13 protein-coding genes are annotated in these 20,719 nt (G+C 71.2%); 9 read left to right on the top strand and 4 right to left on the bottom strand.

Going from position 1 to position 20,719, the window contains the following annotated elements:
• Positions 1-22: 22 nt before the first annotated feature.
• The 3 genes from PXH83_RS24460 to PXH83_RS24450 form a co-directional block, all read right to left on the bottom strand.
• Positions 23-1,294, bottom strand: coding sequence for an MFS transporter (locus PXH83_RS24460; RefSeq protein ID WP_274563190.1), 1,272 nt, complete (start codon positions 1,292-1,294; stop codon positions 23-25).
• On the bottom strand, positions 1,291-3,891 hold the full coding sequence (locus PXH83_RS24455; protein ID WP_274563189.1) for an ATP-grasp domain-containing protein: 2,601 nt from the start codon (positions 3,889-3,891) through the stop codon (positions 1,291-1,293). The genes PXH83_RS24460 and PXH83_RS24455 overlap by 4 nt, the downstream gene beginning before the upstream one ends.
• Before the next feature lie 71 nt (positions 3,892-3,962).
• Entirely contained in the window at positions 3,963-4,190 is a 228-nt protein-coding gene (locus tag PXH83_RS24450; protein WP_274563187.1) for a hypothetical protein, read from the bottom strand.
• A gap of 301 nt (positions 4,191-4,491) precedes the next feature.
• Here PXH83_RS24450 and PXH83_RS24445 point away from each other — a divergent pair, with 301 nt between their 5' ends.
• Positions 4,492-5,718, top strand: coding sequence for a helix-turn-helix domain-containing protein (locus tag PXH83_RS24445; RefSeq protein ID WP_274563186.1), 1,227 nt, complete (start codon positions 4,492-4,494; stop codon positions 5,716-5,718).
• Positions 5,719-5,778: 60 nt separating this feature from the next.
• Here PXH83_RS24445 and PXH83_RS24440 read toward each other — a convergent pair whose 3' ends face one another.
• Complete coding sequence (locus PXH83_RS24440; RefSeq protein WP_274563185.1) at positions 5,779-6,978, bottom strand: MFS transporter; 1,200 nt, start codon at positions 6,976-6,978, stop codon at positions 5,779-5,781.
• A gap of 160 nt (positions 6,979-7,138) precedes the next feature.
• On the opposite strand from PXH83_RS24440, the gene PXH83_RS24435 reads away from it, so the two are divergent.
• From PXH83_RS24435 to PXH83_RS24400, 8 genes are all read left to right on the top strand, one after another.
• A complete protein-coding gene (locus PXH83_RS24435; protein WP_274563184.1) occupies positions 7,139-8,419 on the top strand; it encodes an ATP-grasp domain-containing protein in 1,281 nt (426 codons plus the stop codon).
• Positions 8,416-10,698 (top strand): ATP-grasp domain-containing protein, encoded by a 2,283-nt coding sequence (locus PXH83_RS24430; protein ID WP_274563183.1) that lies wholly within the window; start codon positions 8,416-8,418, stop codon positions 10,696-10,698. The genes PXH83_RS24435 and PXH83_RS24430 overlap by 4 nt, the downstream gene beginning before the upstream one ends.
• Positions 10,695-12,641, top strand: a complete 1,947-nt coding sequence (locus tag PXH83_RS24425) for a prolyl oligopeptidase family serine peptidase (protein WP_274563182.1) — start codon at positions 10,695-10,697, stop codon at positions 12,639-12,641. Before PXH83_RS24430 ends, PXH83_RS24425 begins: the two co-directional genes overlap by 4 nt.
• A gap of 56 nt (positions 12,642-12,697) precedes the next feature.
• Positions 12,698-13,861 carry a fatty acid desaturase family protein gene (locus PXH83_RS24420; protein ID WP_274563181.1) on the top strand — a complete coding sequence of 388 codons (1,164 nt, stop codon included), beginning with the start codon at positions 12,698-12,700 and terminating at the stop codon, positions 13,859-13,861.
• A complete protein-coding gene (locus PXH83_RS24415; protein ID WP_274563180.1) occupies positions 13,858-14,835 on the top strand; it encodes a proline dehydrogenase family protein in 978 nt (325 codons plus the stop codon). Before PXH83_RS24420 ends, PXH83_RS24415 begins: the two co-directional genes overlap by 4 nt.
• A 66-nt stretch (positions 14,836-14,901) precedes the next feature.
• Positions 14,902-16,065, top strand: a complete 1,164-nt coding sequence (locus PXH83_RS24410) for an aminotransferase class V-fold PLP-dependent enzyme (RefSeq protein WP_274563179.1) — start codon at positions 14,902-14,904, stop codon at positions 16,063-16,065.
• A complete protein-coding gene (locus tag PXH83_RS24405; protein WP_274563178.1) occupies positions 16,062-19,172 on the top strand; it encodes an AMP-binding protein in 3,111 nt (1,036 codons plus the stop codon). Before PXH83_RS24410 ends, PXH83_RS24405 begins: the two co-directional genes overlap by 4 nt.
• On the top strand, positions 19,169-20,371 hold the full coding sequence (locus PXH83_RS24400; RefSeq protein ID WP_274563177.1) for a cytochrome P450: 1,203 nt from the start codon (positions 19,169-19,171) through the stop codon (positions 20,369-20,371). The genes PXH83_RS24405 and PXH83_RS24400 overlap by 4 nt, the downstream gene beginning before the upstream one ends.
• The last annotated feature ends 348 nt before the right edge of the window (positions 20,372-20,719 follow it).

The raw sequence follows: 20,719 nt of genomic DNA, 5'->3' as shown, positions 1-20,719 counted from the left end.
GGGGTTACGGGGAGAAGAGCGGTTACGGGCAAGGGACTTCGTACGCCCGGACCTGCGGCGACGTACGGACGGCCCAGGAGACGAGAGGGCGGCTCGCGAAGCCGACGAGGAGGAATAGCCCGCCCAGCAGGAACCAGCCGGGGCGCCCGAGTCCGAAGGCGAGGGTGCCCAGCACGGCGGGTGCAAGCGCCTCGGCGAGGCCGCCGCCGAGGCCGAAGACCCCGGAGTACTGGCCCTGGGCGTGCGGTGCGGCGAGCCCGAAGGAGTACTCCATGGCGGACGCCGCGTGCCACAGCTCGCCGAGCGTGTATACGGCCGTGGCCGCCAGGAGGAGCCCGGCGGCGGCCCAGGCGGGCACGCTGCCGGCTGCCATCATCAGCACCAGCCCGGCGCAGATCGCCAGTCCCGCCCAGCGCATCCGGCTGCCTGCCGAGTCGGGGTCGGAGACGTTCTTGCTGACCGCGACCTGGAGGGTGATGACAAGCACGGTGTTGAGTACCAGTACCCCGGAGACGAGCCAGCGGGGCGCCTGGGTGTGCTCCACGATCCACAGCGGCAGGAGAAACGTCGGCACCGCGAAGTGCAGCGACATCAGGCAGTTGAGGACGGTGGCCGCGAGGTAGGGCCGGTCCCGCAGAGCGTCCCAGCGGCCGCTGAGCGGTGGTACGGGGACCGGCACCGGCCGGGGCAGCCACAGCAGGGCCAGGGCGCAGCCCGCGAAGGCCAGGGCCCGGCCGCCGACCAGGCTCAGATAGGCGGGTGCCGTGTCGAGCTGGATGGCCACGCCGGCGACCAGCGCGCCGAGCGAGATGCCCAGGTTGGTGGCGGCCCGCAGGTAGGCGCGGAACCGGGCCGGGTCGTCCCCGCCGAAGGCTCGTACCAGGGGGGCGCGGCTGGACTTGTCGGCCGCGAAGACCACACCCGTGAGGACCGAGATCAGGACGAACGACCAGAAGGCGTCGACCAGCAGGAAGCAGCCCATGAAGACCGTGCCCGAGAGCATCACCGCGATCTGGGTCTCCCGGGCGCCCCAGCGGTCGGCGATACGGCCGCCGAGGATGCCGGCCACCAGGCCGACCATCGCCCCGGCGAACAGTCCGAACGCCACCTGGGACATGGGGAGGTGGACGACCCTGGTGAAGTACAGGGCGCTGGAGGACATGAACATCCCGCTGCCGAAGGCGTTCACGAACGTCGCCCCGGCCAGGGTGCGTCGGGGCCCGCGCTCCGGCAGCAGCCGCGCGAGCGGTCCCGGCCGGCCGGCGGAGGGGCCGGCCTCCGGGCCCGTGGTCACTGCCACAGCGTGTCCCGGAAGTCCGCGTCGGGACGCTGCTCGCGGCCCCATGCGCGCAGTTCGCGGCCGGTGACACCTTGCGGAGCCACCACGAGGCGCTCGTCGAACCAGGCCCGTACGTCGGCGAAGCGTGTTTCGAGCTCCTCCTCGCTCGCCGCCGACACGAGTACCTGTCCCATCCGGTGGTTGGTGTTGTCGATGTCGCCGAGGAAGGTGCCTCCCGCCGGGAACTCCACCCGGGCGAACTCGACGCCCGGCAGGGTGCGCAGCTCGGCCGGGGACGGGCAGGTGAGGAGGGTCCCGGCCCGGCCCTTGAGGTAGCTGGTGCCGAAGATCTCCGGGCGGTGTCCGACATCTGCGCGCGGCTCCCGGCCGAGGACGCTCAGCAGCGCCGCCTCGCCCAGGTGGATGCCGAACTTCGCCTGGATCTGCTCGTGGATGAGGGCTCCGCCGCGGCGGGCCGCGCACTCGCTGAAGGTGAGGCGGCCGGTCTCCGGGTCGTGGAAGAGCTCCATGTGGAAGACGCCGTCACGCAGGCCGAGGGCGTCGAGTGAGCGACGTATCACCGGTTCCGCACGGTCGTACGCCCAGGTCTCGTCCTTGGGGTCGAAGTGCCTCATCCACAGCGGGGTCTGCTGGTCGATCATGGTCAGGCAGGGGGCGCCGTAGCGGCCGACGGCCAGGAAGCGCAGTTCGCCGTCGTGGAGGAAGCCGTCCGCGATCCACTCCTCGCCGCCGATGTACTCCTCCAGGACGAAGGTGCGCTGCGCGGTGCGGTCCGCCCGGTAGCGGCGGCTCAGGGCGCGCAGGCCCTCCAGGCTGTCGACGACGGCGGTACGTGCGGTCGCCGCTCCCGCGACCGGCTTGAGCACTGCCTTCTCGTACTCCCAGGTGACACCGGAGACGTCGTGGACGTCGTCGATGACGGTGACGCGGGCGGTGGGGATCCCGGCCTCGGCGACCTTCTGCTTCTGGAGCGACTTGTCCCGGAAGTAGACGGCGGTCACCGGGTCGATGGCGCGGCAGCCGAGGTAGGAGGCGAGGACGCCGGCGGTCACCAGCCCCCACTCGTCGGAGGTGTGGACGGCGTCGAAGCGGTGGTTGCCGAGCCCGGCCCGGTGCAGGGCCATGAGGATGGTCTCGGGGTTCTTCTGGTCTTCGACCAGGAGGACCTTCAACTCCTCGGGGACTTCGGCGAGTCCGTGGTCGTACCCTGCGGCGCCCCAGACGACGACGGCGTCGATGCCGTTGCGTACGCAGGCCTGCATGACGTACTTGTCGGTGCCGAGCAGGAGCACGCTGGGGCGGCAGTCTTCCCCGGCCACCTCGTAGACGTCGTCCTTCAGCGTCTGGATCGTGTCGCGGTCCGCGCGGATCGTGGCCGGGTCGGGTGCCGTCAGGAAGATCCGCATCGGGCTGGTGAGCAGGTCGGCGGTGGGGCTGATCCGCTTGCCGGGTGCGAGCTTGACGCCGACCAGGTGCACGCTGGGCAGGGCCGCGATGCGGTCGACGACGTCCTGGTTGACGGCTTCCACGACGCCGTCGAGTTCCGTACGGGTGCTGTGCACGGCCGCGGCCGCGCGCGGGGAGTAGACGCGGCCGGCGTACCGGTCCGTGAACTCCTGGGGGCGGGCGTAGGCGAGGGCGGTGAGGTCGGCCTGGTTGGCGCCCAGGCAGATGTCGTGGAAGCCCGGGTTCATGTTGCCGTTGAGGCGGGCACCGATCTCGACGAGGGCCGGGCCCTGCGGGGTCATGATGACCTCGGCGTGGGCGGGGCCGTGCTCGATGCCGAGTGCCTTCAGCACGGTGTCGACGTAGGCGATCAGTTCGGGTACGGGCTCGGTGTCCGGGTCGAGCAGGACATCGAGGTCGTAGATGTTCTTGCCGCCCGGCAGAATCTGCTTCTCGTACTCCCAGACTCCGCACACGTACCGGTCGCCGTCGACGCTGACGGTGTCGACGATGTACTCGGTGCCCTCCAGGAAGGACTGGACGAGGGCCTCTGTGTTGGGCCGGTCGAAGATGTCCGTGGAACCGAGCACCGCGCGGGCTGCCGCCAGGACTTCGGCGGAGCTGTGGCAGCGGTAGACGTGGTCGGTCGAGGCCGAGCTCAGCGGCTTGACGACGACGGGGTACGAGCCCGCCCGCTCGGCCCAGTCGGCGAGGGCCTGCGGGCTGGTGCTCTTGTACTGGTCCGCGCAGTGCACTCCGGCGCGGCGCAGGGCCTCGATCATCTCGTACTTGTCGCGGCGGGCACTGGAGAGCGCCGTGCCGTTGGTGGCCAGCCCCAGGCGCTCGCTGAGCGCGTCGGCGAGCGGGACACCGGGCTCCTGGCCCGCCAGCACGGCCACAGGACCGAGGGCAGTGAGTGCCTCGACGGTCCGCTCGAAGGCGGCGTCGTCCGGGCAGTGGAAGTTCTCCCGGTAGGCGCCGAGGTCCGGCTGGAGCATGGTCGACATGGGGTCGGCGGTGCTGTGGACATGCACCAGGTCGATGCCGAGCCGGGCGAAGGCCGGGGGCAGGAAGGTGCCGGTCGAGTACCCGTCCACGATCACAGCGGTCTTGACCGGGCGGGCCGGGGTCGAGTCGGAAGCCATCGAGTCCATCACTCTCTGTGCGGTGTGCGATGCACGAACGGTCGGCGGGAACTGGTCCGTCAGGACACGCCCTAAGCGGCCGGAGGGGCGGGCCAGCCGATGTCACCCTCGGCGAGGACGGCCGAGGCGGGCTGCGGGGCCGGGGACGGCCAGCCGATGTCGCCCGCGACGACGGACTTGGCGATCGGAACCGGCCAGCCGATGTCACCCACGGGACCGGCGGCGACCGCGAAGAGCGCTACGAAGGCGAACGCGCCGGCCGAGATACGGATGCGAGTGGCGCGCAGGAAGGACCGCACAAAGACTCCTTGGCAGAAATGAATCACGAGGTCCGCGGAGCATCTGTGGCTGCCGCGTTGCCGAGAAAACTAGAGCAGCCGTACGGATCTTGGCAAGTGGTTGCCAAGAATTGGCAATCCCGGTCCAGGTGGGGGCCACACGATCCCCGCCAATCGGTCTCAAGTACTGGGCAAGAATTTGCCCGAGCGTCCGGTCCCCGGCTAGCCTTTGCTTCGACAACGGCAACGTGCGCCCTGTATGGGGGCCGTGAGAAGCCCGCCCCCTCCCTCCACCGCCTGTACGACCTCTGGGGTTGATCTCTTGCTGGAACAGCCTTTCTTCGGGCGTCGGCTCAAGCAGCTGCGGAGCGAGCGGGGCCTGTCACAAGCCGCGCTCGCCGGTGACGGCATGTCCACCGGCTATCTGTCCCGGCTGGAGTCCGGCGCCCGGCAGCCCACCGCCCGCGCCGTGGAACACCTGACAGCGCAACTGGGCGTCAAGGCCTCGGCCTTCGAGGAACCCGGCGTCACCGATTCGCTGGCGCAAGCACTTGCCAACGCCACATCGACCAACTCCGACGAGACCGTCGAGGCACTGGAGCGCGCACTGTCCGTGGGCGTCGGCCAGGACCCTCTGCTGCGCTGGCAGGCCCTGTGGCTCGTCGCGCAGTGGCGCCGCCGGCACAACGAGCACGCCAAGGAGCGGGAGTTCCTCGAAGAGCTCGTCAGGCTCGGCGACGAACTGGGCCTGCCCGCACTGCGCTCCCGCGGGTTCACCCAGCTGGCGCGCTGCCTGCGAGCCTGTGGTGAGATCACCCTCGCCGTCGATGCGGCCACCACCGCGCATCAGCTGGCCCGTGACAGCGAGTTGCCCGTACAGGACATGGCGGCCAGCCTGCTGGCCCTGGTCTCGGCCGAGGCCGAGGCGGGCCGGCTCTCCGAGGCGCGGGCGCACGCGGACCAGCTGACCGCCCTGACCGACAACCGGTCCGACTCCCTGTGGGCCGAGGCACGGTGGACGGCTGCCGCCGTCCGGGTGCGCCAGGGGGACCTCGTCGCCGCCCAGGAGCTGCTGGAGCAGGCGCTGGACGGCTTCAACAGCTCGGAGAACCTGGCGCTGTGGACGCGCCTGCGGGTGGCGGCGGCCCGGTTGCACCTCCAGAAGACGCCGCCGGAGCTGGACATCGCGGAGCAGTACGTCGAGCAGGCCGAGACGAGCCTCGCCTTTGTCGGCATTCCCGCGCTGGACCAGGAGGTGATCTCCCTCAAGGCCGAAATCGCCTTCCAGGGGGGACGCTTCGCCGACGCCCGCGCGCTGCTCGACCGGGTACGCGGCGCCGATCCGCACATGACGTACCGCAACCGGGTACGCCTGGACGTCCTGGACAGCCGCCTGCTGATCATCGAGGGCGAAGAACACGAGGGGCTGCGCAGGATGCGGGCGCTCGCCGAGGAGGCACAGGCCGCGTCGAACATCGACCTGGCCGCCGACATCTGGCGCCTGCTCGCCGAGACCCTCGCGGACGCGCGCGGAGCCTCCCCCGCCTGACGTCGTCGGGCGGAGGAGGCTCGGTCGGGCGAGGAGTGCCCGGGGGCTGGGGGCCGGGGTTCAGCCGATGCGTCGCCCGCGCACCAGCCCACCGGCCGCCAGGACCAGGAAGCCACCGCAGCCCAGGATCATGCCGCTCCAGCCGTACGTCCCGTAGAGCGCGGTGCCGGTCAGCGACCCCACCGCGCCGCCGGCGAAACTGGCCAGCATGAAGAGGGTGTTGAGCCTGGCGCGGATCTGCTCGTCCAGCCGGAAGATCCGCACCTGATTGGCGATCTGCCAGCAGCTTCCGCCGTACACCAGCAGGTTGGAGCCGATCACGAGCGCGGCCATCGAGCTGCCCCCCAAGGTGCCCAGGAGCAGGAACGCGGCGCTGACGCACGCCAGGGCGAGCGTGTTGACGTACAAGGGGCCCCGCTGGTCGCTCAGCCTGCCCGCCGAGTAGGACAGCAGCGCTGCCGGCAGACTGAACAGCCCGAACAGCCCTGCCCAGGCGACCCCCTTGCCGAAGGCCGGCCCGGCGAGGTGGAAGGCGAGCGTCGCCCAGAAGGCGCTGAAGGCGGCGAAGACCGTCGCGCCCAGGAATGCCGAGAGCCGCAACTCGGCATGGGCGAGCAGCAGCTTCGGCAGTGACCCGATCAGCTTCCGGTACGGGACGGTCCGGTCCCCCGCGCCGTGCTCGGGCAGCAGCCGCGGCAGGACGAGGACGAGGGCGCCCGTGAGCGCGGCCGAGACCAGGTAGGCGGTGCGCCAGTCGTCGCTGAGTTCGACGACCGCGCCGGAGAGCGTGCGCGAGAGCGTCGACCCGAGGGTGAGGCCGATCCCGATCATCCCCACGGCGCGGCCGCTGTGGGCGGGGCCCGCCATGGAGGCGGCGGTCGGCATGAGTACCTGCGGGATCACCGTGGTGGTCGACAAAGCGACTGTGGCGATCGTGAGCGTGGCGAGGTTGGGAGCCGCCGCCGCGACCAGCAGCCCGGCGGTCGTCAGCAGCAGCAGCGCGGTGGTCAGGCGGCGCAGTCGTGCGACGTCCGCGAGGGGGACCACCAGGCTGATGCCGAGCGCGTACCCGATCTGCGCGGCGGTGGCGACCAGGCCGGCCGCCGACCCCGAGACCCCGAGACCCGAGGCGATGGCGTCCAGCAGTGGCTGCGGGAAGTAGATGTTGGCGACCGTGAGGGCGCCCGCGACAGCGAGGGTCAGTGCGGTCCCGCGCCCCAGGCCCGAGCGGGGCGGTGCGGTGGGTGCTTCGACGGTCAAGGTCGATCCCCTCTGTGTTGACCTGTGTTGACCAGATCTGTGGACGATGCGTGGATCATATTGCCATTGAGGCAATGTATGTGGCAACCTCTTGCCAATCCCTGGAAAACGGCACCGCCGACACGGCTGCGGGCTGTTCCCTGATCGCAAGGTGGAGTACATGAGGAGCGCGGAAGTACCTCCGGTGGCAGTACTGGTGGATGCCTACACGACGGGCAATCACTTGCCTCCAGCATTTGCCAAACTCGGAGTCGACGTGGTGCACGTCCAGAGCACGCCCGAGCTCATGACCTCCATGAGGCTGCCCGATCTCACCGCATACCGGGCAACGATCCCGTACGGCACCCCGGCCGAAACCGCCGCGCGCCTCGCGGAGTTCAGCCCTGTCTGCGTCGTGGCCGGACAGGAACCGGGCGTACCGCTTGCCGACGAACTGTCCGAGCTGCTCGGCCTGCCGGGCAACGGCACGGCCCTTTCCTCCGCCCGCCGCGACAAGTACGAGATGATCGAGACCCTGCGCCGCGCAGGCGTCCGCTGCGCCGACCAGTTCAAGAGCGACAGCGCCGAGGCGCTCGTCGCCTGGGCCGAGCAGCGCGGCCAGTACCCCGTGGTCGTCAAGCCGCTCTCCTCCGCCGCGACCGAGGGCGTGGCCATCTGCGGCAGCGCCGAAGAGGTCCGCAAGGCCGCCGAGGCCGTGCTCGGCACCGTCAACATCTTCCACGAGCGCAATGACGAGGTCCTGATCCAGTCCTTCCTCCAGGGCGAGGAGTACATGATCGACGTCGTCTCGTACGCGGGGCAGCGCCACATCTGCGGCGTCTGGCAGTACCACAAGCGCCGTGACGGCACCCACCAGTTGTACGACCGCGACTCGATCACCCCGCCGGACACAAGCCCCGCGCCCGAGATCATCGCGTACATGCACCAGGTGCTCGACGCGCTGGGCATCCAGTACGGCCCCACCCACGCCGAGGTCATCGTCACCCCGCAGGGCCCAGCCCTCGTCGAGGTCGGCGCCCGTCTCAGCGGCGGAACGCTGCCCGACTTCCATGACATCTGCCTGGGCGGGAACCAGGCCGACATCACGGCCCTCGCGTATGCCAGGCCGCAGGAGTTCCTCGACCGGTACGCGGGCCGTACCTACCGCAAGCTGACCCACGCGAGCATGGTCTTCACCGCCACCGAGCTCGACGGCGTCGTCGAGAGCCTCGACCAGGACGTGATCGCGGAGATCGAGTCGCTCCCGTCCGTCCACAAGCTCGTCCCCAAACTGGCTCCCGGCAGCCGGATGCGTCCGACCGTCGACCTCTACACCGCCACCCTCGCGGCGCACCTCTGCCATGCGTCGGCCGAGGTCCTGGAGCAGGACTACGCGCGCATCCGGCAGCTCAAGGACCGCGTCTACCGCCTGCGCGACGACTCGGGGCGGGCCGCCGCGTGAACACCGCACCTCACACCCATTCCCAGCCCGAGTCCCATCCCCCCTCCCCCGAGCTGCTGTTGATCGGCGGCGGCGGCGCGATGACGCTCAGCGTCGACGTCGCCGTACAGGCACTGGAGCAGGCCCGAGCCCGTGGACTGCGCACCCATGTGACCAACCTGGGCGACACACTCGCCGCCACCCCTGCGGTCACGGCCGCGGCCGGCGGCGCGAGCGCCGTCGACTTCACCCGCCCCGGCGACACCGCCGACTGGGCGGCCGCCCGCGCCGCGGCCGGTGAGCGCCCGGCCGTCGTCTTCGGCGTACGGGAGATGGCGCAGGAGGCGGTCGCCGAGACCGCACAGGCCCTCGCGCTGCCGGGCAATCCGCCCGCCGCCGTACGCCGCATCCGTACCAAGGACGCCTGCCGGGCGGCGCTGGCCGCCGCCGGATTCCGCCAGCCTGCCGTCCGGTTGTGCGCGGACGAAGCCGAGGCGCGCGCCTTCCTCGCGGGTTCGGCCGGCCCGTGGGTCGTCAAGCCGCGCGACGGGGCGGACAGCGCTGGGGTGCGCAAGGTGACCGGCGTCGACGACCTGCCGGCCGCGCTGGCACAGCTGCCTGACCGCGAAGCCCCGTTCCTGGTCGAGGAGTTCGTCGAGGGCGCGGAGTTCAGCGTCGAGGGCGTCTTCCTCGACGGCACCCCGCGCGTCCTTGCCGTCACGGCCAAGGAGAAGCTGGAGCCCCCGTACTTCGTCGAGATCGGGCACGTGCTGCCCGCCGGCCTCCCGGAGGACACCCGCCGCGAAATCGAGCACACCGTCACCGCGGCGCTCACCGCCCTGGAGCTGCGCTTCGGCCTCTTCCACGTGGAGCTGTGGCTGACCGCCGACGGGATCGTGCTCGGCGAGGTGCATGCCCGCATCGGCGGCGGCTGGATCCACCGGATGCTCCCGCACGCGCTGCCCGGACTTGAGCTGTACGGCACGGTCTACGACGACGTACTCGGCCACCCCGTCCAACTGCCCGCGGCCACCCGGGCCGCCGCCACCCGCTACTTCACCCCGCCCGCGGGCCGGGTGACCGCCGTCGAGGGCTGGGACGAGCTCCGCTCGCACCCGTCCGTGCTCCACGCCGAACTGCACGTCGCTCCCGGCGACGTGGTCTCCGGCTTCCGCAGCGGCGGCGACCGGGTCGGCGCGGTGGTCGTCGGCGCGGACACCCCGTCGGAGGCGCGCGAACTGGCCCGCCGGCTCGTGGACTCGGTCCGGTTCACGATCGAGCCGGTCGAGCCGGCACCGGAGGTGTCACTCACCCTCGAAGCCCGGCCGCTCACCAGCTCGTTCCAGATCTCCCACATGACCATCGAGACCGTCGACATCCTCCGGCTGCGCCTGCTGGCCGGCGGCGCGACCGTCGGCGAGGGCGAGATCGCCGCCGACAGTGGCTACGGGCAGGACGGCCCGGCCATCGCCGCCGAGGCAGAGCTGCTGGCCCGCGCCCTGGCCGGGGAGTGCGACCGCGGTGCGGATCGCGTGGCGCCCGTCCGCGCCCGACTGGAGAAGGCCGCGGCGGACGGCGTCAGTGCGCCCGCCCGGATGCTGGTGGAGATGGCCTTCCTGGACCGCGCCGCCCGGCTGGCCGGCGTACCGGTCTGGCAGCTCCTCCGGCTCCCCGAGCCCGGCCGCGTCCGACTGCTGCACACCGTGCCCATCGGCGAGGAGATCCCCCTCGACGGCCGGCCGCTCAAGATCAAGCTGGGCGGTCCGGACGACGAGCAGGTGCTCCGCTCGCTCGTCGGTGTCGACGCTCCGCTGATCCTCGATGCCAACCGCGGCTGGGACCGGCAGGACTGGGAGCGGCTTCGCCCCCTGGTGACGGGGCTCGCCCCGGCCGTCCTGGAGGACCCGGTGCGCGATCCGGCGCTCCTGCCCGAGATCCGCGCCGCGCTGCCCGGCACCGCCGTCCTGCTCGACGAGGGCGTCGCCACCCCGGCGGACGCGGAGTTCGCGGTGCGCGCGGCCGGAGGTCTCAACGTCAAGCTGATGCGCTTCGGCGGTCTCCTGCCCGCACTCACCGCCCTCACCGGCGCGACCGAGCAGGGCGCCGCCCGGATGCTGGGCTGTTTCCTGGAGCCGCCGCGAGCCATCGCGTACGCCGCCCAGCTCGCGGGCCTGTCCGACTGGTCGGACCTGGACGGCCACTTCTGGGTGAGCGACGACCCGGCAGTCGCCGCGTACGAACTGGACAGCAGCAGCCCCGGGATCCCGCGGATCGCGTACGGGACGGGTGATCCGGCATGACGGACGTCAAGCAGCGCCTCCCGTACGGCAGTTGGGACTCCCCCGTGGGAGCCGAGGACGCCGCACGCGGCGACGTCCTGCTCGAATGGGTCGGCTTCCTGGGCGAGCACGTGTGCTGGACCGAAGTGCTCCCGGAGGAGGAGGGCCGCAGCGGGCTCATGTGCCGCTCCGCGGACGGCATCCGCGAGGTGCTCCCGGCGGGCTGGGACGTCCGTACCCGGGTCATCGAGTACGGCGGCCGCCCCTGGCTGGCCCTCTCCGACCGCGCCGAGGACGGCCTCGTCTTCAGCAACGGCCCCGACCAGCGGGTCTACCGCTGGCGGCCGGGCACCGTGCCCGTACCGCTGAGCCCGGCCGGCGCCTGGGCCGGCGAACTGCGGTACGCCGACTTCGCTGTGCGCGGCGACGAGGTGTGGTGCCTGCGCGAGACGGTGACGGACGACACCGCCCGCACGGCCGAGCGCCACCTCGTGGCGCTGCCGCTGGACGGCAGCGCGGCCGGCGACCCGTCCCTCGTCCGCGAACTGGCCGCCACCCACCACTTCATGACCGGTCCGCGCATCGAACCGGGCGGCGACCGGGTGGCGTGGCTCGGCTGGAACCACCCGGACATGCCCTGGGACACGACCGACCTGATGGTCGCCGGCATCCGTCCGGACGGCACACTCGACGAGGCGACGAGGCTCCTGGGCGGCGACGGCGAATCGGTCACCCAGGCCGACTGGGCCACCGACGGCTCGGGCAGTCTGTACGCCGTCAGCGACCCGGACGGCTGGTGGAACGTCCACGCGATCGACCGGGGCGGCCGGGTCCGCAATCTGTGCCCCCGCCCCGAGGAGTTCGGCGAGGCGTTGTGGCGGATCGGCCTGCGCTGGTGCCTGCCGCTGCGCAGCGGCAGCCTCGCCGTGATCCACGGCGTGGGCGAGCGCAGGCTCGGCATCCTCGCCGACGGCACGCTCATGGACTTCGACGACCCCGCCACCGAATGGCACTTCGCCGCGACGGACGGCCGCCGGGTCGCCGCCGTCTCCTCGTCGCCCGGCCGGCGGCGCACCGTCGTCGTGGCCGACCCGGCCGACGGCAGTGTCGAGGTCGTACGGGCCCCGGCCGGGGCTTCCTTCGACGCCTACGCCACCACCCCGTACCGGCGCACGTACGCCGGCAGCGGCGGGGAACCGGTCCACGCACATGTGTACCCGCCGTACCACCCCGGCATCACCGGCCCCCAGGGCGAACTGCCGCCCTGGCTGGTCTTCGTGCACGGCGGCCCCACCAGCCGCACGCACCTGGTCCTCAACCAGGAGATCAGCTACTTCACGAGCCGGGGCATCGGCGTCCTCGACGTCCAGTACGGCGGCTCCACCGGCTACGGCCGGGCGTACCGCGAACGGCTGCGCCGGAGCTGGGGCCTGACCGATGTGAGCGACTGCGCCACCGCGGTCCGCGGCCTGATCGCCGAGGGGCTCGCGGACCCGCAGCGCGTCGCGATCCGCGGCGGCAGTGCGGGCGGCTGGACGGCAGCCGCCTCGATCGCCGCCGAACCGGATCTCTACCGGGCGGCCGGAATCTACTACCCGGTGCTCGACCCGGTGAGCTGGCGCGACGAGACCCACGACTTCGAATCCCGGTACCTGGACAGCCTGATCGGCCCCTGGCCGGAAGCCGTCGACCAGTACGAGAAGCAGTCGCCGCTGGCCGGCGCGGAGCGCATCCGCGCACCCTTCGTCCTCCTGCAGGGACTGGACGACACCGTCTGCCCGCCCGCACAGGCGGAGCGGCTGCTCCAGCGAATCGACGGCTGCACAGCCGACACAGCCCCGTACCACTGTCTGACCTTCGAAGGTGAGGGGCACGGTTTCCGGCGCTCCGCCACCATCGCCGACTCGCTCCGGGCCGAACTGCGGCTCTACGGCCGGGCACTCGGCTTCGCCCCCGCGCACTGAGCGCGCTCCCGCGCCCCGCGCGGTCCCACGCTCCTTGAACGAACAGAGGCACCCTCATGTCCACACTTGAGCAACTGAACTTCGACCGGCTGGCTCCTGGCATCCGCAGGGAGCTCAGGAACCTCCGGACCCTGGACAACCATCACGCCCCGCTCGCCATCCTCTTCGAGTACACGCTCATCGCCGCGTCCGTGGCGCTCTGCGTCGGGGTCTCCTACTGGTTCTATCCGGTGGCGCTGGTCGTCATCGGCTCCGTACAACGGTTCCTGGCGCACTTCCTGCACGAGTCCAGCCACAAGGTGCTCGCCAGGAACAAGGTCCTGAACCTGGCAGGCGGCTCCCTCTTCTCCGGGTATCTGGTGTGGCATCTGTACGGGCCCTACCGCAGCTCCCACGTCGGCAATCACCACCGCAACCTGGGCGACGCGCAGAACGACCCCGACTACAGCTTCCACATCGAGTGCGGCCTGTACGACACCGAGCGCTCCGACCGGCACTTCTTCCTCAAGGAAGTGGTCGCCTCCGCGCTGGGCCTGCGCACCCTCAAGTACCTCGGCTACATCGCGCGCGAGCGGGTCTTCTGCGACAGCTCGCAGATCACCGTGTCGGTGCCGGTGCCGCTGCGCACGGAGCAGCTGGTCTTCGTGACCCAGTGGGCCGCGATCTTCGGCGCCTCGGCCTGGTTCGGGTTCCTGCCGGAGCTGCTGCTCTTCTGGTTCGTGCCGCTGTTCACCACCAACGTGGCCATCGGCTGGCTGGCCGAGCTCTCCGAGCACTACCCGATGCCCGAGAGCGAGAACAAGCAGGTCCTGCTGACCCGTAACCGCCACGGCGTTTTCCTGGAGCGCTTCCTGATCAGCCGTCACAACGACCGCTACCACCTGGTCCACCACATGAACGCCGGCATCCCGTTCTGGAACCTCGGCCGCGCCCACCAGGTGCTGCTCGGCGACCCCGGCTACGCCGCGTGGGACGGCCTGTGGGCCGGCGCCTTCACCCGGCCGCGCGACCGGCGCGACAAGGAAACTGTGATCAGCTACGCCGCCAAGTACCGCACATGGCGCCGACTGGGCGGCGATCCGGCCGCCGCTGGGCCGAGCTTCGCCCAGCTGATGGTGCTCGCCGCCGGGTCGGGCACGGCCGGCGACCCCGCTGACTTCGTCCTGTCAGGGACCGAGCAGCTCTCCTGCGACGACGAAAAGGCCAAGGTGCTCTCATGAAGTCGGCAATGTCCCAGCGTGCCCTGCACGAGGCGGCCGGTCAGGGCCTGCGCATCCTGGCAGCCGACGAGCGGTGCCGCACCGCGTTCACCACCCCCGGCTCGGTCCTCCAGGACGTGCTGTCGCCGGCCGCGCGCCGGTACGTACTCGCCGCGGGCCGGGACGAGTTCCTCGACCACCTCGGCATCCTGCGCGGCAAGTCGTACCGGATCGCCGTGGAGTTCGTGGGCGAGGAGAACTCCGACCCCGCCGAGATCGAGCGCGTCGTCGACGAGTACCTGACGGTCCTCGCCCATGAGCCGGTCCCGGAGCAGCTCGGCTTCGACCTCTCCAACCTGGGCCTCGCGTTCTCCCAGGAACTCTCCCGGAAGAACACCGCACGGATCACGGAGGCGGCGGCGGCCCGGGGCTGTGAGGTCGTCCTCAGCATGGAGCGGGCGCCCGCCGTGGACGAGGTGCTCGGCACCTATCGTGACCTCGCGTCCGAGCACCCCAACCTCGGCGTGACCGTCCAGGCCTACCTGCACCGCACCGAGGCCGACATCGACACGATTCCGGTGGACGAGCGCAAGATCCGCCTGGTCAAGGGCGCTTTCACGGCGCCCACCGAGATCGCGCTGGGGCGCGGCCCGGCACTCGACGAGCGGTATCTGCGGCTCGCCGGGCGCCTTCTGGACCGGGGCGCCCGCCTGAGCCTGGCCACGCAGGACCCGACGGTCCTGGCCACGGCCAGGGAGAGCGGACTGCTGGACCGCGTCGAGGAGATCGAAATGCTCCACGGCGTACGTCCCGACCTGCTGCGCTCGTACCGCGAGGCCGGCTACGCGTGCCGGATCTACGCCACCTACGGCGAGAACTGGTGGCTGCACCTGCTGCACCGCCTGGCCGAGCACCCGCCGATGGTGCTCACCGCGCTCGCGGACATCGCCGAACGGCACCGGGGCGACAGCCGGACCGTCGGCGCGGGCTACTAGGGACACGCCCCTGGTAGCCGCACGAGTCGATCACGTACACGCACACAACAGAGCAGGTGGAGAACGATGAGGAACACAGGGGCCGCAGGAGCGGACCGGCTGATTCATCTGAACACGGCCGGAGCGGGTCTGGTACCCGCCGAGGTGCGGCGGACCATGGCCGACGTCCTCGACCGTGAGGCAGCCACGGGCTGTTACGAGACGGAGGGCTTCTTCGACGGGATCATCAACGACGAGGTCTACCGCCGGCTCGCCCGCGTGCTGGGCGCACCGGTCGCGGACGTCGCCCTGTTCGACAGCGCCACCCGCGCCTGGTGCGCCGTCGTGCCCCGGCTGTCCCTCGGCCCGGACGACCGGGTCTGGGTCACGCCCTACGAGTACGCGGGCAACCTCATCTCCCTGTTCAACCTGCGCGACCGCACCGGCTGTCGGATCGAGGTCGTCCCCACCCTGCCGGGCGGCGACCTCGACCTGGAGTGGATGACGGCCAACATCGCGGACGACGTCGCCCTCGTGTCGGTGACGCACATCCCCTCCGGCTGCGGCATCGTCAACCCGGTCGAGGCGATCGGGCGCCTGCTCGCCCCGTACCGCTGCTTCTACGCCGTCGACGCCTGCCAGTCCATCGGCCAGGTGCCGGTCGACGTTCAGCGCATCGGCTGCCAGCTCCTCACCGGCGCGGGCCGCAAGTTCATGCGCGGCCCGCGCGGCACCGCCTTCGCCTACGTCGCACCCGAACTGCGCGCGGCGCTGGTCCCGGACTTCCACGATCTGCACGTGGCCCGAATCGACTCGGCCACCGGCTACCGGATCGACGACCACAGCGCCCGCTCCCTGGAGCTCGCCGAGCGCAGCACCGCCGCCGTGGCCGGGTTCAACACCGCGCTCACTCTGTTCGAGGAGGGCACTCCTTTCGACCACAAGGAGGTGTTCCGGGCACTGCGCGCCACCCTGGAGGACATCCCGGGCATCGAGCTCATCGCCCCCGGCACCGAGCAGTCGGGCATCCTCTCCTTCCGGCACCCGGACGTCGCCGCCGAGACCGTCAGGGACCGGCTCGCCGAACAGCGCATCAACGTATGGAAGATCGTCGGGCACCACACCCCGATCTACATGGCGGAACGCGGCGTGGAGACCGCCGTCCGCGTCTCGGCGCACTACTACAACACCCTTGAGGAGATCGAGGAGTTCGGACGGGTCCTGCGCGACACCCTCGGAGCGGGGGCATGAGCGCCCGCCGTCAGGAAGTCCTGCACACCACCGTCAGCCGCTGGGCAGCCGAACGCCCCGAGGCGACCGCCGTCGTGCACGGAGCACGCAGGCTGAGTTACGCGGAACTCGACCGCACCGCCGACTCCTGGGCCGCTTCCCTGGCCCGCCGGGGCGTCGGCCCCGGCGACCTGGTCCCCGTACTGCTGCCGCGCAGCGCCGAGCTGATCGCCTCGGTACTCGCCGTGCTGAAGCTGGGAGCCGCGTACGCGCTGCTCGACGCCGCCTGGCCGGAGCGTCGTATCCAGGAGGTGACCGCCGAACTCGGGGCGCGGCTGATCGTCACGGAGGACCCCGACGGAGGTCAGACGGGGCTACCGGTGTGGTCGCCCGCCGCCCACCGCGAAGACCGGGAGCCGCCCGCCGGTTTCCGGCCCGCCGAGGTCACCGCCGACGCGCCCGCCTGTGTCTTCTTCACCTCGGGAACGACCGGGCGGCCCAAGGGAGTTCTCACCCCGCACCGCGCCACCGCGCGCCTGGTGCGCCCCGGCACCTTCGCCCGGTTCGGCACCGGCACAGTGATCCCGCTGGCTGCCGCACTGCCTTGGGACGCGTTCTCGCTGGAACTGTGGACCGCGCTGCTCAGCGGCGGCACCTCGCTCGTCGTCGACGAGCCGTATCTGTCCGGGCAGGTGCTCCGCGACGCGGTCACCCACCACGGCGCCGACACGGTCTGGCTCACCAGCAGCCTGCTCAACATGATCGTCGACGAGGACCCGGATTCCTTTCGGGGTCTGCACCAGGTGATGACCGGCGGCGAACGGCTGTCCGTCCCGCACGTACGCGCCTTCCTCCGCCACCATCCCGGCATCGCCCTGATCAACGGGTACGGGCCGGTCGAAAGCACCGTCTTCGCCACCACCCACCGCATCACCGCGTCCGACTGCGACCTGCCCGGCGGCATTCCCGTCGGCCGACCGGTCCCGGGTACGGAGATCCACCTCGTCGACGGCGAGATCTGTGTCGCGGGCGACGGACTCGCCTTGCGCTACCTCGGTGACCCCGCCCTCACCGGGGCCAAGTTCCCCAGCATTCCCGTACGGGGCAGGGACGTTCGCGTCTACCGCACCGGCGACCTCGGCCGGTTCGACGAGGACGGCGTCCTGCACTACCTGGGACGCGCCGACCGGCAGGTCAAGATCCGGGGCCACCGGATCGAGCCGGCCGAGGTCGAGCGGCAGATCGAGACACTGCTCCCCGGTGTCCGCACGTGCCGAGTGGTGGCTCGCCGCGACGAGGACGGGAACGCCGAGGGTCTGCTGGCCTTCTGCGTACCCACAGCGCCGGGAGACGGGCTGGCCGGGGCCGAAGACGTCCTGAGGGCCGGGCTGGTGCACTACCAGCGGCCGAACGCCGTGGTTCCGGTAGCCGCTTTCCCCGTGACCGCCAACGGCAAGCTGGACGAGCGGGCGCTGCTGGAATCGGCTCCGGTTGTGGCCCATGCGCCGGTAGCGGCCCCCGTCGGTCTCCCGCAGACGCCGTCCGTCGCCCGGGACGACGAACCGGATGACGAGCCGGATGACGAGCCGCTGGTCGGGCTGACCGCCGCCGTCTTCGCGGCGGTCCTGGACCGGGCTTCCGTACCGGCCGACATCGCCTTCACCGATCTCGGCGGCACTTCGCTGGGCGCCGGCCGGGTGTGCGCGCGGCTCGCGGCGGAACTGGGGCGGCCCGTGCCCGTATCACGGCTGTACGAGCACCCGACCGCGCGCGGTCTGGGGCAGTGGCTGGCGCGGATGGGCTCCGCCGGGAGCACGGCCGTCGGGGAGGGCGCGGATGTGCCGCTCACGCCCATGCAGACCGGCTTTCTGACCAACCATCTCCTCAATCCCGAGGACCGCTCGGCCCATTGCCTGCTTCTCTTCCGCATCGACGGAGAGGGCGGCGCGGACGGCGAGCTGGACCTGGATGCCCTCGACAGCGCTGTCGAGGCCGTGCACGACCGCCACGAAGTGCTGCGGATGGCCTACCGCGCCGCGCCCGAACCCGTCGCCTGTGCCGTGGAGTTCCCCGCCCCCGTACTGGAGGTCCTGGACGCCGAACCGGACGCGGACGCGGCGACCGCGGTGCTGTGCGAGACGCTCGGCGCACCGCTCGAACTCACCGAGGGCGAGGTGTGGCGTACCGCACTGGTGCCGCTGGAGTCCGGCCGGTCCTGGGTGTTCGGCTGCGTCGTCCACCACATCGCCTTCGACGGCTGGTCGGAGTCCGTGATGACGGCGGACCTCGCCGATGCGTACAACGCGGCCCTCGCCGGTTCGGGCACATCCACCCGGCCCGCGGCGCTCTCCGCCGCCGAGAGCGCAGGCCTGCGCTCGGAACGGCTCGCTCTGGTTGACCTGGAGCGCCAACGAGGGGTGCTGGAGGCCGAGTTGTCCGGCGTACCGGAGCTGGTGTGGCCCCTCGCGCCCGACCGTACGGATGATGTCCGCCGTCCGGTACGGATCGAGCGGCTGCTCGACCAGGACGCGGCGGCCCGCATCGACGCGGCCGCCACCCGCGCGGGCGTCACCCGGTATGCCGTACTGCTGGCCTGCTACGGACAGTTGCTCGCCGAAGTGACCGGCCGGCGCGACTTCGCGGTCGGAGCACCGGTCGCGCAGCGATTCGACACCCGCCTCGAAGAGGCCGTCGGCTGCCACATCGAGATGGCGTGCCTGCGACTGCGCGGGGAGGTCCTCGACGGAGGCTCCGACGCCATCGCCGAGGCCGGCCGCATCATCGACCGGGCCTTCGGCGCCCAGGACGTGGCCTTCCACGACCTCGTACGTCTGCTCAACCCGCCGCGCACCGGGCGGCCCCCGCTCTTCCAGACCCTCCTGGTGCTGCAGGACAACGCCGTCCCGGAACTCGCACTGTCCGGGCTCACGACCGTGCACCTCCGCCCGCCGTACCTGGACATCCCGTTGGAGGTCCAGACGGAGTTCTGGCCCCTGCCCGACGGCCGGCTGCGGCTCGCGCTCAACTACCGGCCCGACGCGGTCCCCGACATCACCGCCCACGAGCTCGTCAAGCGGCTGGCCGACCTCGTACACACCCTGCCGCTGCCCGAAGGAGACCTGTCATGACCGTGCTGGCCCCCGAGTCCGTCGACCTCGCCAACCTCGTCGACCCCGAGCTGTACGCGACCGGGGACCCGTATCCCGTCTGGCGCTGGATGCGGGACAACGACCCTGTACGGCTGCACGCCGCGACCCAGTACCCCGCCTTTTGGTCGGTCACGCGGTACGACGACATCCGCACCGTCTACAACGACGCACGGGTCTTCAGCTCGGCCGAGGGCATCCTGCTGCGTCCCCTCGCCCACGGCAAGGACCCCGGCGGCGGCCGCACGCTCGCCCTCACCGACCCTCCGCACCACAAGGCCCTGCGTTCGCTGGTCGCCGACTGGTTCACCACGCGATCGGTACGCGCGCTGGAGGAGGCGATGCGCGGTGCGGTGCGCCAGGTCGTGGCCCGGGCGGCCGGACTGGGCGAGTGCGACTTCGTCACCGACATCGCAGCACGGCTGCCGCTCTACGTCATCTGCCGGCTGATGGGAGTACCGGACCACGAGCAGGAGATGCTCTTCTCCCTCACCAGCAAGGCCTTTGGCGCGGGCGAGGCGGAGACCCGCAGCATCGCGCACCAGGAAATCATGGCGTACTTCCTCGAACTGATGTACCGGCGGATGGACCAGCCGGAGGACGACCTGGTCAGCGCCCTGGTCAACGGCGAGGTCGACGGCAACCTGCTCTCCGAGGAAGACATCCTCCTCAACTGCGACAACCTCCTGGTGGGCGGCACGGAGAACGTCCGCCTCGCGGTCGCAGGCGGAATGAAGACCTTCCTCGACCATCCCGCCGACTGGGAACGGCTGCGCGCCGACCGCGCTCTGATGCCCACGGCGGTGGAAGAGGTACTGCGCTGGACCTCCAGCGCGACCCACATCATGCGCACGGTGACCGAGCCTGTAACGCTTCGCGACCGCCTGCTGGAGGCAGGCGACCGGGTGGTCATGTGGACCCCCTCGGCCAACCGGGACGAGCGCTACTTCGAGAACCCGGACGTCTTCGACATCACCCGCCGCCCCAACCGCCACCTCGCGCTGGGTGCCGGGGAACACTTCTGCCTCGGGGCGATGATGACCCGCACCGAGATGCGGATCCTCTTCACGGAACTGCTCGACTCCGTACAGCACATCGAACAGACCGGCCCGGCCGTCCCGCTGCGCTCAATCGTCGTCAACGGCCTGGAGAGCCTCCCGGTAAGGATCACCGCGAAATGAACATCTACACCGTCATGACGCTGGCCTCCCCCTCCGAGAAACCACGGCCCGCATCCGGACCGCGATGGCCCACAGGCCTGTTGCCGTGGGGCACCACGAGCCCGCGTACAGGAAACCGCGAGGCGGGCAGGACCGACGGCGCCGCTCCAGGTCGTGGCAAGGAGCCCTTCCGACCGACCGCGAGCTGACCACCCTCCGGGCCGGCTCGGCTGCATGAGTAGGCTTACGTGTTTGCTTTGGCATCCGTAGTGATGCATCGTCCGTCGGCCTCGACCTGACGACGGGCTACCCCCGCATGGTGTACAAGACCGGCGAAGGAAGCCGCTGGGGCCTCGCAGCCGCCGGCAA

This window comes from Streptomyces spiramyceticus (assembly GCF_028807635.1).
GTDB lineage: Bacteria > Actinomycetota > Actinomycetes > Streptomycetales > Streptomycetaceae > Streptomyces > Streptomyces spiramyceticus.
The sequence above is the reverse complement of the archived record's forward strand: the minus strand, read 5'-3'. Positions and strand labels throughout refer to the sequence as shown.